This window comes from Stutzerimonas chloritidismutans (genome assembly GCF_038562055.1).
Taxonomy (GTDB): domain Bacteria; phylum Pseudomonadota; class Gammaproteobacteria; order Pseudomonadales; family Pseudomonadaceae; genus Stutzerimonas; species Stutzerimonas chloritidismutans_A.
This window is the reverse complement of sequence record NZ_JBCFXD010000004.1, coordinates 116,733-129,661: the sequence shown is the minus strand read 5'-3', so window position 1 is coordinate 129,661 and position 12,929 is coordinate 116,733. Positions and strand designations below refer to the sequence as shown.

Below are 12,929 nucleotides of genomic sequence, written 5' to 3'. Positions count from 1 at the left end.
GTGCTCAATGCTTCCGCGGGTGGTGCGGGGAGGGGGGGGGGGGGGGGGGGGGGGGGCGGGGCCGGCGCGCCCGGTCGGGGCGCGCCGTCTGGCCTCAGGCGGCTTTGGATGTTGCTTCGCGCAAGGCTCTGTTCAGGGCACTGAACAGCGCACGGATGCTTGCGGTGGTGATGTTCTCGTCAATCCCAATGCCGTGCAGCGGGCGTTCGCCGTCCAGACGAACCTCGATATAAGCTGCTGCGCGTGCGTTGCTGCCGGCGCCGATCGAGTGCTCATGGTAGTCCATGATCTCCAGCTTGACCGGCAAGCCGGCCACCAGTGCCTCCAGCGGGCCCTTGCCAATGCCGCGCCAGTGCATGATCTCGCCTTCGCTGGCGACCTCCACGTCGACGGCGCTGGTGCCGTTCTCTTCCTGCAAGCGGTGGCTCTTCAGCGCATACGGCGCCGTAGCCTGCAGGTACTCGCTTTCGAGTAGCGCGTAGATCTGCTTGGCGCTCATTTCCAGCCCGAGACGATCAGTTTCGCGCTGCACCACCTGGCTGAACTCGATCTGCATGCGGCGCGGCAGACTGATGCCGTACTCCTGTTCCAGCAAGTAGGTGATGCCGCCCTTGCCGGACTGGCTGTTGACGCGAATCACCGCCTCGTAACTGCGGCCGATGTCGGCCGGGTCGATCGGCAGGTAGGGCACTTCCCAGACCCCGTTCGGATCCTGCTGGCTGAAGCCCTTGCGGATCGCATCCTGATGCGAGCCGGAGAAGGCCGTATGGACCAGATCGCCGACATAGGGATGGCGAGGATGGACCGGCAGTTGGTTGCATTCCTCGACCACCTTGCGCACGGCATCGATGTCGGAGAAGTCCAGCTGCGGATCGACACCCTGGCTGTACATGTTCAACGCAACGGTCACCAGATCGACGTTTCCGGTGCGCTCGCCGTTGCCGAACAGGCAGCCCTCGACGCGATCCGCACCGGCCATCAGGCCCAGTTCGGTGGCGGCTACGCCCGTGCCGCGGTCGTTGTGGGTGTGCAGGCTGATCAGCACGCTGTCGCGCTTGTTGATCTTGCGGCCAAAATATTCGATCTGGTCAGCATAGATATTCGGCGTGGCGGCCTCTACCGTGGCGGGCAGGTTGAGGATCAGCTTCTTCGTTGGCGTCGGCTGAAACACCTCTATGACTGCGTTGCATACTTCAACGGCGAAGTCGGTCTCGGTGGAACTGAACACCTCCGGCGAATATTCGAAGCGCCAGTCGGTTTCCGGCGCGGCATCGGCCAGGCGCTTGACCACCTGCGCGGCGTTGACGGCGATGTTGACTACACCGGCCTTGTCCTGGTTGAAGACGATGCGGCGGAAGCTCGGCGCGGTCGCGTTGTAGTAGTGGACGATGGCCTGCTTGGCGCCCTTGAGCGACTCGAAAGTGCGAGTGATGAGGTCTTCGCGGGCCTGAGTCAGCACCTGGATAGTGACGTCATCTGGAATGTGCCCCCCCTGGATCAGCTCGCGAACGAAATCGAAGTCGGTCTGTGATGCGGAGGGAAAGCCAACTTCGATTTCCTTCAGGCCGATCTGAACCAGGGTTTTGAAGAAACGCATCTTCTTCGCTGCATCCATCGGCTCGATCAGCGACTGGTTGCCGTCGCGCAGATCGGAGCTCAGCCAGATCGGCGCCTGGGTAATGGTCTGCGATGGCCAGGTACGGTCAGGCAGGTTGATCACCGGAAAGGCGCGATATTTGTTTGAAGGATCTTTGAGCATTGTCATGGCGTTTTCCTTGAGCAACTCCCCAAAGCGCGGCGCAAATCAGGGAGGGCAGAGCAGGTCGATGCGGTTTTATGGTTTCGAATTTAGGGCTCATGCGTATTGGATTGCAACTGTCTTGGAAAAAATGGTGAAAACCACTAATAAAAGGTTGTTTGCAGGAAATATATTTCGAATGGCCAAGGTAATCGACGGTCGATTGCTCCGCGGAATTGCGGCCCCGTGTCGCAGTCACCCTTGGCCTTTCAGCATGCGATCATCCGGCCACGACGTGCAGTAGCCGCGCCACGGCAGGATTTTCGTGAGACGTAGAGGACATTTCACAGCGGGTCTCTGGCTTGGCCTTTTTGCCATGCTGATGATTCATGTGGGGCCGCTCTATTCGGCTTCGCAGCTTGGGGCAGCCCAGTCCGGCACAGCGGCGCCAGTCGCCCATCAGCATCATCACCAGGCACAGGGTCACGCGCCAACGGCGCATACAACCTCGCGCTCGGTTGGCCAGCCGGCCTGGCTCGCCTCGCTTGACCTCTGTGGTTACTGCGAGCTGCTGACGCTGAGTCCGCCGCTGGTGCTGTCCTTCGCGCCAACCCTGCCTTATTACTCGCCTTCTCTCGTACGGCTTATCCCGCAATCGCCCCTGCCGGCCATGCCGCGCCTCACTGGCGGCCATGCACGAGCACCGCCCTTACTTCACGGCTGATTTCCGAGCCGCCAGCGCGCGGTTTCTCCTGCATTTCAGAAGTGGAAGATCCTTATGTCCAGAATCACCCCTGCACGGGCGGTAGCCTCACGCCTGCCCGGCAACTTTTCCCTGCGTCCGTTGCAATCGCGCTGGCACTTGGCGCACGTCGCTCTGCTCAGCGCTGTCGCAGCCCACAGCATGGCCGCCGATGCGGATCCTAGGTGGCCGATCCAGCTCACTCCCATGATCGTCACCGGGGTGGCGCAGCAGTCTCCACTGACGGTGGTCACCGATACGAAGATTCCTCGCCAGCCGATGCCGGCCAGCGACGGTGCCGATTACCTGAAAACCATTCCGGGGTTCTCGGCGGTGCGCAACGGCGGAGTGAACGGTGATCCTGTTTTCCGGGGGATGTTTGGCTCGCGGTTGAAGCTGCTCAGCAATGGCGGTGAAATGCTGGGTGCGTGCCCGAATCGCATGGATTCGCCGAGTTCCTATATCAGCCCGGACACCTTCGACAAGCTGACGGTCATCAAAGGGCCGCAGACTGTGCTCTGGGGACCAGGCGCTTCGGCCGCTACTGTGCTCTTCGAGCGTGAACCGGAGCAGTTCACCGAGCCGGATTACCGCCTCAACGCCAGTCTGCTGACCGGCTCTAGCGGCCGCTTCGACCGCAACCTGGACGCCGCTGTGGGGAGCGCACAGGGCTACGCGCGGCTGATGGCCAACAGCTCGCAGGCTGACGACTATGCGGACGGCAATGGAGACACAGTACCGTCGCGCTATGACAAGTGGAACACCGATGTCGCGCTAGGCTGGATGCCGGATGCCGATACCTTGCTCGAGCTGACTGCAGGCCGTGGAGACGGCTTCGCCCGCTATGCCGGACGGGGCATGGATGGCAGCCAGTTCCAACGTGAAAGCCTCGGGCTGCGCCTCGAGAAGACCAGTATCGGAGAGACCTTCTATGGGCTGGAGGCGCAGGTCTATTACAACTACGCCGACCATGTCATGGACAACTACAGCCTGCGAGACTTCGTTCCGACAATGATGATGACCCAGCCGACCCTGTCGCGGGTCGATAGGCGCACGCTCGGTGGCCGACTGGTCGGCACCTGGCAATGGTCCGATGTCGAGGTGAAGGCGGGCATGGATGCGCAACGCAGCGAGCATCGCAAGGTCATGAACCCGACCGGTGCGGTCAATCAGATGGTGGTGGCGGCGGGTAGCGACGCGCTGCCCTGGGTGCCGGATGCCGTCCTGCACAGTTACGGCCTGTTCGGCGAGCTGACCTGGCAGCTCAGCGAGCGCAACAAAGTCATCAGCGGTCTGCGGCTGGATCTGCACGAGGCGACCGATGAGCGAGCATTTTTCAACAGCCATCACCCGACGCTGAAAAACATGATGGGCATGCCGGTCAGTCAGGATTGGACCAATCCCAGCGCCGGAGACACTCGGCGTGACACGCTTTACAGCGGCTTCATGCGCTACGAAAAAGAACTATCCGGGATGCCGGTGACCGGATATGCCGGCCTCGGCCATGCCGAGCGGTTCCCCGATTACTGGGAACTGTTCGTCTCCAACCCTGGGCCGGTCGGCACGGTACAGCCGTTCGACTCTGTTCGGCCGGAGAAGACCACGCAGCTGGATATCGGCCTGCAGTATGCCGATGGCCCGCTGCAAGCCTGGATCTCCGCGTACGCAGGTTTAGTCGAAGATTACATCCTGTTCAGCTATGTGCCCGGCGTGATGCCCGGCATGCTTCGCGCGGAGGTAAGTAACATTGACGCCGCCATCGCCGGTGGCGAGATGGGCGCAAGCTACCGCTTCAACCGCAGCTGGAAAGGTGATGCCAGTCTGGCCTACGCCTGGGGCGAGAACCGCAGCGATGACCGCGCCATGCCGCAAATCCCTCCGCTGGAAGGGCGCCTTGGGCTGACCTATGAGCGTGAAAATTGGAGCACCAGTGGGCTCTGGCGAGTAGTGGCTTCACAGCGACGGGTTGCTGAAAATCAGGGCACTGTGGTTGGCAAGGACTTCGGCGAGAGTGCCGGCTTCGGTGTGCTGGCGGTCAACGGCGCCTATCGTTTCGACCGGCACTTCAAGCTCAGTGCCGGTGTCGACAATCTGTTGGACAAGGCCTACAGCGAGCACCTCAATCTGGCTGGCAGTGCGGGCTTCTCCGACTACGGCCTCGAGCCTACCCGCCGCGTCAACGAACCGGGCCGTATTTACTGGGCGCGGGTCGACATGAGCTTCTGACGGCCCTCGTCTGGGCAGTGAACATCACGGCCTGATGCTTCACTGCCCGGACGATCAACCGTGCCGGGACTGGCTTTGGTTGCGATTGTCGCCGGGTTGGAGCGGCTCGGGTATCGGTCGGCTGAATAACTGGCTGACCGAGCCATAGCCCTCGCGCATATCCGCACCGCTCAGGTGCTGGAACACGCGCAGACCGAACTCGGGCAGGATCGCCAGCAGGTGGTCGAAGATGTCTGACTGGATTGCCTCGTATTGAGTCCAGGCCACGGTGTTGGTGAAACAGTAGATTTCCAGCGGCAAGCCGTCGGCGGTGGGGCTGAGCTGGCGCACCATCAGCGTCATACTCTGATGGATACCGCCATGGCTGCGCAGATAGCGTTCCACGTACGCTCTGAAACTGCCGATATTGGTGATTCGTCGAGTATTCACCGGCTCCTTCCCGCGCTCCTCGAGCTTGGCATTCCACGCATCGATCTCACGGCGTTTCTCGGTGAGGTACTCATCCAGCAGATTGAATCGATGCAGATGCTCACATTCTTCGCTACTCAGAAAGTGCACGCTTTGCTGATCCAGAAACAGGCTGCGCTTGACTCGCCGCCCGCCGCTTTCCTGCATGCCTCGCCAGTTCTTGAACGAATCGCTGATAAAACGCTTGGTCGGGATGTTGCTTACGGTCTTGTCCCAGTTCTGCACCTTCACCGTATGCAGGGCAATATCAATGACATCGCCGTCTACGTTGAGCTGCGGCATTTCCACCCAGTCGCCCACTCGGATCAGGTCGTTGGAGGTGATCTGCACACTGGCCACTAATGAAAGAATGGTGTCTTGAAAAATCAGCATCAGGACCGCCGCCATGGCCCCGAGGCCGGACAGCAGGATCAGCGGTGAGCGGTCAATCAGGGTGGCGATGATGAGGATGGTGGCGACCGCGTACAGCACGATCTTGATCACCTGCAGATAGCCCTTGATGGGGTGCACATGCGCATCGGCCCGTCGCTGATACATCATGTTGATGATGTCCAGCAACGCACCCAAAGCGAGGGCAATGGTCAGCACGATGAAACCACCGCAGACATTGCGTACAACGGTGACGGCTGCTTCCGGAAGGCCCGGAACGGCATTTACTCCAATCGACAGCACCAGTGCCGGCACGATGTTGGACAGCCGACGAATGATGCCGAAGTCCTGCAGCTGAGTTTCGCGTGTGCTGCGCAATACCTTGTACAGACCGCTCACCAGGATGCGCTTGACCACCCAGTTGGCCAGCCAGGCCGCAAATACCAGCGCCGCGCTGGCGACCAGCGTCTCCAGTTCTGCATGCTCGCCCAGCCATTCCAGCCAGACTTTCATTTCTTCCTGCATCGTACCGCTCCGTCAGTTGGTGTCGGACCACAACCGCCTGCCAGGGGGCTATCAGCGAATGAATTCGCGGCTGATTGAGCGGAAGAGATCGGTCCCGGCCTGTTCCATCCATTCGAACGCTACCATTTCCCGCGAAACGATGCTGGCACCGGTTTGTTGCATGCGTGCCAGGCCAAGCGCCTTGTCACTGGCGCGACGCGAACCGACCGCTTCTTCGACGACGAACACTTGATGACCGCGTGCCAGCAGGTCGAGCACTGTCTGCAGCACGCAGATATGGGTTTCGATGCCGCTGATGATGAACTGCTTGCGCTCGCCACCGGGACGGTTGAACAGTTCACCGTCGCGGGCGGCGGAAAAGTGCAGCTTCTCGATGATCGCATCGTCACTCACACCGTCGCGCAAGGCTGCGATCGTCGGGCCGAGGCCCTTGCTGTATTGCTCGGTGATCAGTACCGGCACGCCGACGCGCTGGGCCACCTGGATCAGCCAGGCGCTGTGCTCCGCCAACGCGGTGTGGCCGTCGATGGAGGGGAATAGCCGTTCCTGAATGTCGATGATGACGAGCGTCGAGTCCTGCACATTGATGAGCATAGGGAGGATCCTTGTTGATTCAGGGTTTGAACGCACCGATGAAGATCGACGGATCGACCCGTGCATCGTTGAGGCTGACGTTCCAGTGTAGATGCGGTCCGGTGGCCCGGCCGGTGGAACCGACCTTGCCGAGCACGGCGCCGCGGGACAGTTCGTCGCCGACCGTTACGTCAATCTGTGACAGGTGACAGAACATGCTGATCAGTCCCTGTCCGTGATCGACGAATACTGTCTTGCCATTGAAGAAGTAATGGCCGGTCAGAATCACCTTGCCGGCGGCAGGAGTCTTGATCGGCGTGCCGGCCTTGGCGGCGAAATCCAGGCCCGAATGCGGATTGCGCTCTTCTCCGTTGAAGAAACGGCGCAGGCCGAAAGGCGAGGACAGCGGGCCGTTGACTGGCTTGTCGAACAACAGGTTGCTGGGTTGGCGCGGACTGAACTGCCGGTAGGCTCGGGTTTGCTCGGCCAGCTCGCGTTCGATGCGCTTGAGGTCATCTGGATTCGGATTGACCTGGCGCTGGTTTTTCAGCGTGATGTGCTGCTCGCGGTAATTGCGTGGCTCGACCCGAAAGCTCTGTGCCTGGCTGTTGACCTCCAGCGTTTGCTGGCCCGCCTTGACCGTCAGCGGGATGCCGACGACAGCGATCCAGCGCTGATCGTCTTCACGCAGCACCAGCACCGGTTTGCCGTCGTAGCGTGCTGTCGGGGCGCTGGCGTCGTTGCCCAGATCGACGACCGCTACGCCGCCGGGTACGGGCTTGTTGAGCAGGCGGGTGAGAAAACCTTCGGCGTGGGCGGGAAGCGTGAGGCAGAGCAGCAAGGTGAGGGCAAAGCGCATGGGAGTCCTGAGCAGAAGTGGGTTAGTCCAGCAGTGACAAGGTGACCGGCGTCTGATGGTTGTCTTCGACTCTGACGTCCAGTTCGCCCTCGCCGAGCCGTGCCTTGAGCCGTTGGCCGGGCTGGGTCTGATCCGCGCGTCGAATCGCCTGGCCGCGCTCGTCGAGCAGGATGCTATAGCCACGTGACAGCGTGGCGAGCGGGCTGACCACATTCAAGGTCTGCGCCAGCCCCTGTAGCTGTTGGCGATGGCCCTTGAGGGTATCCTGCATTGAGCGCGGCAGCCGACTGGACAGGTGATCGAGACGTTGGCGCAGCAGGGTCAGGTTTCGCCCAGGGTGTTGTCCGGCCAGGCGAGTCTCGAGGCGGGCGAGGCGTTCCTGCCCGGCGCAGAGGCGACGGTCGATACCGCGCAACAGCCGCTGCTCCAGATCGTCGATGCGTTGGGCCTGCTGTTGCAGGCGCTCGCCCGGGTGGCGCAGGCGACGCGTCAGCCCTTCCAGGCGCGTGGCATCGCGGTGCAATCGGTCGCGCATGCGCAGCAATAGACGCTGGCGCAGCCCTTCGAGTCGCTGGCGCACGTCAGCGCTGCTGGGCGCCAGGAGTTCGGCAGCGGCAGAAGGCGTGGGTGCACGCACATCGGCGACAAAGTCGGCAATGGAGACATCGGTTTCATGGCCGACGGCGGAGACGATTGGCGTCTCGCATGCCGCCACGGCGCGCGCAACCACTTCTTCGTTGAAGCACCAGAGATCCTCCAGCGAGCCGCCGCCGCGCGCCAGGATCAGTGCGTCGAAGCCGCCACGGTCGGCCAGTTCAAGCGCGCGGACGATCTGCGCTGTCGCCTCGCGACCCTGGACAGGGGTCGGCACCAGCGTCAGGGCGACATGCGGGGCCCGTCGGCGGAACACGGAAATGATGTCGCGGATCACCGCACCGGTGGGCGAGCTGACAATGCCGATACGCCGTGGGTGAGCGGGCAGGGCGCGCTTGCCGGCGGCGTCGAACAGGCCCTCGGCATCGAGCTTTTCTTTCAGCGCCTCGAAGGCCAGGCGAAGCGAGCCGTCACCGGCCGGTTCGACGTTGTCGAGGATCAGCTGGTAGTCGCCGCGGCCCTCGAATAAGGAGACCCGCCCGCGCACCTTGACCGCCAGGCCGTCGCGCAACGCCTGGCGCACACGCAGAGCGTTCTGTCGGAACAACGCGCAACGGACCTGTGCGGTCTTGTCTTTCAGCGTGAAGTAGATGTGGCCGGACGCTGGCTTGGCCAGGTTGGATATCTCGCCTTCTACCCAGACCTGGGCGAAGACATCTTCGAGCAGCAGCCGCGCACGACTGTTGAGCTGGCTGACGGTCAGCACTTCGCGGTCGAGGTTCAGGCGTTGGAAAGGATCTTTAAGCATGCCGGGGATGATAAGGGAAAAGTACGCTTCGGGCGCTGTAGTCTACGACCGAACAGACAGCCGCCGACGTCGCGTCGTTGACCTGAGCGGCGTACAGATTAAGCTGCGCCGCTTTCGCCGCCTCCTTTCGAGCTCACCATGATTCACAGCCAAGCTATCGTCGTGCCGCGCATCTCCATGTTTCCCGGCCATGAAGCCAAGGCGCGGATGATTCTGCGCTGGCTTGCCGAGCGAAGGGTCATCGAAGCGTTGCCCACCACCTGTGGTCGTGGCGTTGGCGGTATGGGGTATGCGATCGGACCGGGCGCACGGCACGTCGTGCTGCACCCGGATCGATTGCCGTTCGGTCACGCGATCAACGGATTGGAGGTGGTAACCAAGCGTTGCATCTATACACCGACCCGGGGGTTCGCCGAGGAGGCGGGATGCCCTGAGTGCCGTCGTGAGATCGGTGAAGCACTGTTTGAAAGTCTCGACGAATGGATGCCGGCGCAGACCGATACCTTCACCTGTCCGGAATGCGGCTTCGAAGACGACATCAACGGCTTTCTGTTCATTCCAGCCTGCGGCTTCTCCAACCTCGGCTTCATCTTCAACGGTTGGGGAGAGGCAGTATTCAGCCAACCATTTCTTGACGAGTTCGCTGCACGCTTGGGATTCAAGGTTGCGGTAGTGGATGTAGAGGTGTGACCAGGCAGTCATTTGTTGGGCGGGGCGAAGTGGGTTGCACGCGACAGACCGCACAACCGCATTGAGCGTAATGGCGTGCGTGGGTATAATGCCGCGCTTCCTTTTTCCCGCCTGGGAGCCCCCGCCATGCTGCGTATCAGCCAAGAAGCCCTGACTTTCGATGATGTTCTCCTGATCCCGGGATATTCCGAGGTCCTGCCGAAGGATGTCAGCCTCAAGACCCGCCTGACCCGCGATATCGAGCTGAACATTCCCCTTGTTTCGGCGGCAATGGACACCGTCACCGAAGCCCGCCTGGCCATCGCCATGGCGCAGGAAGGCGGCATCGGCATTATTCACAAGAACATGAATGTCGAGCAGCAGGCCGCAGAAGTGCGCAAGGTCAAGCGCCACGAAACAGCCATCGTTCACGATCCGGTCACTGTTACGCCTGAAACCAAGATCAGCGAACTGCTGCGCAAAGCGCGCGAGCTGGGCTTCTCAGGTTTTCCGGTGGTGTCGGGCAAGGAGCTGGTAGGCATCGTTACCGGCCGCGACCTGCGCTTCACGCCGAATGCTGGTGATTCGGTCGCCGCGATCATGACGCCAAAGGAAGAGTTGGTGACCGTTCAGGAAGGCACCGGCCTCGAGGAAATCAAAACCAAACTCTACGAGCACCGCATCGAAAAGATGCTGGTGGTCGATGGCAACTTCCACCTGCGCGGCCTGGTGACCTTCCGTGATATCGAGAAGGCCAAGACCTACCCGCTGGCATCCAAGGACGACCAGGGTCGCTTACGTGTCGGTGCTGCGGTCGGCACCGGCGCTGACACGGCCGAGCGCGTCGAGGCCTTGGCAGCCGCCGGCGTTGATGTGATCGTGGTCGACACCGCGCATGGCCATTCCCGCGGCGTGCTTGATCGCGTGCGCTGGGTGAAGGACAACTTCCCGCAGGTGCAGGTCATCGGCGGCAACATTGCCACGGCTGAAGCCGCGCTGGATCTGGTCAAGGCGGGCGCCGATGCAGTCAAGGTCGGTATCGGCCCAGGTTCTATCTGCACCACGCGCATCGTCGCCGGCGTGGGTGTGCCGCAGATTTCTGCCATCGCCAACGTCTCCGCCGCGCTCGAAGGCACCGGCGTGCCGATGATCGCGGACGGCGGCATCCGTTTCTCCGGTGACCTGTCCAAAGCCATCGTCGCCGGCGCCAATGCCGTGATGATGGGCTCGATGTTTGCCGGTACTGAAGAAGCCCCGGGCGAGATCGAATTGTTCCAGGGCCGTTCCTACAAGGCCTATCGCGGCATGGGCTCGCTGGGCGCCATGTCCCAGGCGCAGGGCTCCTCAGATCGTTACTTCCAGGACTCCTCTGCTGGTGCAGAGAAGCTGGTGCCGGAAGGCATCGAAGGGCGTGTGCCCTACAAGGGCTCGCTGGCTGCGATCATCCATCAGCTGATGGGCGGGCTGCGTGCCTCTATGGGCTACACCGGCAGCGCGACCATCGATCACATGCGTACCCATCCGCAGTTTGTGCGCATCACTGGCGCTGGCATGGCCGAGTCCCACGTGCACGACGTGCAGATCACCAAGGAAGCACCCAACTACCGGGTTGGTTGATATTTCTGTCGCTGGAGGCTGATCGCCGAGCGGCTGGATGAGCACTGCCTCGTTCAGCCGCTTGCGTTCGGCCTTCAGCCGTTTTTCCCAGGGGAAAAAAATGGCCCATCAAGACATTCATGCCCACCGCATCCTGATCCTGGATTTCGGCTCGCAATACACCCAGCTGATCGCCCGTCGCGTGCGTGAACTCGGCGTTTACTGCGAACTGCATCCGTTTGATATGCCGGATGAGGACATCCGCGCCTTCGCGCCGCGCGGCATCATCCTGGCCGGCGGCCCGGAATCGGTGCATGCCGAAGGCAGCCCGCGCGCACCGCAGGCAGTGTTCGATCTTGGCGTACCGCTGTTCGGCATCTGCTACGGCATGCAGACCATGTCCGAGCAGCTCGGCGGCAAGGTCCAGGGTTCGGATGAGCGTGAGTTCGGCTATGCGCGCGTCGATCTGGTTGGCAAGTCCAAGCTGTTCGACGGCATCGAAGACCATATGGACGACGACGGTGTATTCGGCCTCGACGTCTGGATGAGTCACGGCGACAAGGTGACCGACCTGCCGGCGGGCTTCCGTATCCTGGCCAGCACCCCGAGCTGCGCGATCGCCGCGATGGGTGACGATGACCGCCGCTACTACGGCGTGCAGTTCCACCCGGAAGTCACCCACACCCGCCAGGGTGGGCGCATCCTGTCACGCTTCCTGCTGGAAATCTGTGGCTGCGAAGCGCTGTGGACGCCGTCCAACATCGTCGACGACCTGGTCGAACAAGTTCGCAGCCAGGTCGGCTCGGCCAACGTGCTGCTGGGCCTGTCCGGCGGAGTGGATTCCTCGGTAGTCGCGGCGCTGCTGCACAAGGCTATTGGTGATCAGCTGACCTGCGTCTTCGTCGATAACGGCCTGCTGCGCCTGCACGAAGGCGATCAGGTCATGGCGATGTTCGCCGAGAACATGGGCGTCAAGGTGATCCGCGCTGACGCTGAAGCGCAGTTCCTTGAAAATCTGGCGGGCGAAGCCGATCCGGAGAAGAAGCGCAAGATCATAGGGCGCACCTTCATCGACGTCTTCGATGCCCAGGCCAGCAAGCTCGACAACATTCAGTACCTTGCCCAAGGCACTATCTACCCGGACGTGATCGAGTCCGCTGGTGCCAAGAGCGGCAAGGCGCACGTGATTAAGTCGCACCACAACGTCGGTGGCCTGCCGGAGGAAATGAACCTCAAGCTGGTCGAGCCGCTGCGTGAGCTGTTCAAGGACGAGGTCCGTAAGATCGGTCTCGAACTCGGCCTGCCTTACGATATGGTCTATCGCCATCCGTTCCCGGGCCCGGGGCTCGGCGTGCGGATTCTTGGCGAAGTGAAGAAGGAATACGCCGACCTGCTGCGTCGCGCTGACCACATCTTCATCCAGGAATTGCGCAACTTCGATTGGTACCACAAGACCAGCCAGGCCTTCGTGGTCTTCCAGCCGGTTAAATCGGTCGGCGTCGTTGGCGATGGCCGTCGCTACGCTTGGGTCGTCGCGCTGCGTGCGGTGGAAACCATCGACTTCATGACCGCGCGCTGGGCGCATCTGCCGTATGAGCTGCTGGAGAAGGTCTCCAACCGCATCATTAACGAAATCGAAGGCATCTCGCGCGTCACTTACGACGTGTCAAGCAAGCCGCCAGCAACCATCGAGTGGGAATGATCGGACGTCCGGCACTGGCCGACATCGATTAGCAGAAAGCCTGAAGCCCGCGTAACTGCG

General features: G+C 61.7%; 10 protein-coding genes. 5 read left to right on the top strand and 5 right to left on the bottom strand.

Features of this window, described 5'->3' with window-relative positions; genetic code table 11:
* Positions 1-94: 94 nt before the first annotated feature.
* Positions 95-1,765, bottom strand: coding sequence for a 2-isopropylmalate synthase (leuA, locus tag AAGW23_RS08705; protein ID WP_342406079.1), 1,671 nt, complete (start codon positions 1,763-1,765; stop codon positions 95-97).
* A gap of 298 nt (positions 1,766-2,063) precedes the next feature.
* On the opposite strand from leuA, the gene AAGW23_RS08700 reads away from it, so the two are divergent.
* Together AAGW23_RS08700 and AAGW23_RS08695 are read left to right on the top strand one after the other, a co-directional pair.
* Positions 2,064-2,462 carry a DUF2946 family protein gene (locus AAGW23_RS08700; RefSeq protein WP_342406077.1) on the top strand — a complete coding sequence of 133 codons (399 nt, stop codon included), beginning with the start codon at positions 2,064-2,066 and terminating at the stop codon, positions 2,460-2,462.
* A gap of 54 nt (positions 2,463-2,516) precedes the next feature.
* Positions 2,517-4,706, top strand: a complete 2,190-nt coding sequence (locus AAGW23_RS08695; RefSeq protein ID WP_342406075.1) for a TonB-dependent copper receptor — start codon at positions 2,517-2,519, stop codon at positions 4,704-4,706.
* Between the two features lie 54 nt (positions 4,707-4,760).
* Here the strand turns inward: AAGW23_RS08695 and AAGW23_RS08690 are convergent, their stop codons facing one another.
* From AAGW23_RS08690 to xseA, 4 genes are read right to left on the bottom strand one after another with little or no spacing between them, the layout of a single operon-like run.
* Positions 4,761-6,068: a mechanosensitive ion channel family protein gene (locus tag AAGW23_RS08690; protein WP_342406074.1), complete on the bottom strand. Its 1,308-nt coding sequence runs from the start codon at positions 6,066-6,068 to the stop codon at positions 4,761-4,763.
* Between the two features lie 51 nt (positions 6,069-6,119).
* Positions 6,120-6,662 carry a hydrolase gene (locus AAGW23_RS08685; protein ID WP_342406073.1) on the bottom strand — a complete coding sequence of 181 codons (543 nt, stop codon included), beginning with the start codon at positions 6,660-6,662 and terminating at the stop codon, positions 6,120-6,122.
* A 19-nt stretch (positions 6,663-6,681) separates the two neighbouring features.
* On the bottom strand, positions 6,682-7,500 hold the full coding sequence (locus AAGW23_RS08680; protein ID WP_342406072.1) for a peptidoglycan DD-metalloendopeptidase family protein: 819 nt from the start codon (positions 7,498-7,500) through the stop codon (positions 6,682-6,684).
* Between the two features lie 22 nt (positions 7,501-7,522).
* Positions 7,523-8,902 (bottom strand): exodeoxyribonuclease VII large subunit, encoded by a 1,380-nt coding sequence (xseA, locus tag AAGW23_RS08675; RefSeq protein WP_342406071.1) that lies wholly within the window; start codon positions 8,900-8,902, stop codon positions 7,523-7,525.
* 138 nt (positions 8,903-9,040) lie between these two features.
* Between xseA and AAGW23_RS08670 the strand changes: the two genes are divergently transcribed.
* The 3 genes from AAGW23_RS08670 (at position 9,041) to guaA (ending at position 12,869) form a co-directional block, all read left to right on the top strand.
* Entirely contained in the window at positions 9,041-9,592 is a 552-nt protein-coding gene (locus AAGW23_RS08670; RefSeq protein ID WP_342406070.1) for a sugar ABC transporter ATPase, read from the top strand.
* Between the two features lie 126 nt (positions 9,593-9,718).
* Positions 9,719-11,188 (top strand): IMP dehydrogenase, encoded by a 1,470-nt coding sequence (gene guaB, locus AAGW23_RS08665; RefSeq protein ID WP_342406069.1) that lies wholly within the window; start codon positions 9,719-9,721, stop codon positions 11,186-11,188.
* A gap of 100 nt (positions 11,189-11,288) precedes the next feature.
* Positions 11,289-12,869 (top strand): glutamine-hydrolyzing GMP synthase, encoded by a 1,581-nt coding sequence (gene guaA / locus AAGW23_RS08660; protein WP_342406068.1) that lies wholly within the window; start codon positions 11,289-11,291, stop codon positions 12,867-12,869.
* Positions 12,870-12,929: the final 60 nt, after the last annotated feature.

What these genes read in the sequence shown, in the direction of transcription:
- guaA (WP_342406068.1), top strand. Translation starts at nt 11,289, where the DNA reads ATGGCCCATCAAGACATTCATGCCCACCGCATCCTGATCCTGGATTTC.
- AAGW23_RS08695 (WP_342406075.1), top strand. Translation starts at nt 2,517, where the DNA reads ATGTCCAGAATCACCCCTGCACGGGCGGTAGCCTCACGCCTGCCCGGC.
- AAGW23_RS08670 (WP_342406070.1), top strand. Translation starts at nt 9,041, where the DNA reads ATGATTCACAGCCAAGCTATCGTCGTGCCGCGCATCTCCATGTTTCCC.
- leuA (WP_342406079.1), bottom strand. Translation starts at nt 1,765, where the DNA reads ATGACAATGCTCAAAGATCCTTCAAACAAATATCGCGCCTTTCCGGTG.
- AAGW23_RS08690 (WP_342406074.1), bottom strand. Translation starts at nt 6,068, where the DNA reads ATGCAGGAAGAAATGAAAGTCTGGCTGGAATGGCTGGGCGAGCATGCA.
- xseA (WP_342406071.1), bottom strand. Translation starts at nt 8,902, where the DNA reads ATGCTTAAAGATCCTTTCCAACGCCTGAACCTCGACCGCGAAGTGCTG.
- guaB (WP_342406069.1), top strand. Translation starts at nt 9,719, where the DNA reads ATGCTGCGTATCAGCCAAGAAGCCCTGACTTTCGATGATGTTCTCCTG.
- AAGW23_RS08685 (WP_342406073.1), bottom strand. Translation starts at nt 6,662, where the DNA reads ATGCTCATCAATGTGCAGGACTCGACGCTCGTCATCATCGACATTCAG.
- AAGW23_RS08680 (WP_342406072.1), bottom strand. Translation starts at nt 7,500, where the DNA reads ATGCGCTTTGCCCTCACCTTGCTGCTCTGCCTCACGCTTCCCGCCCAC.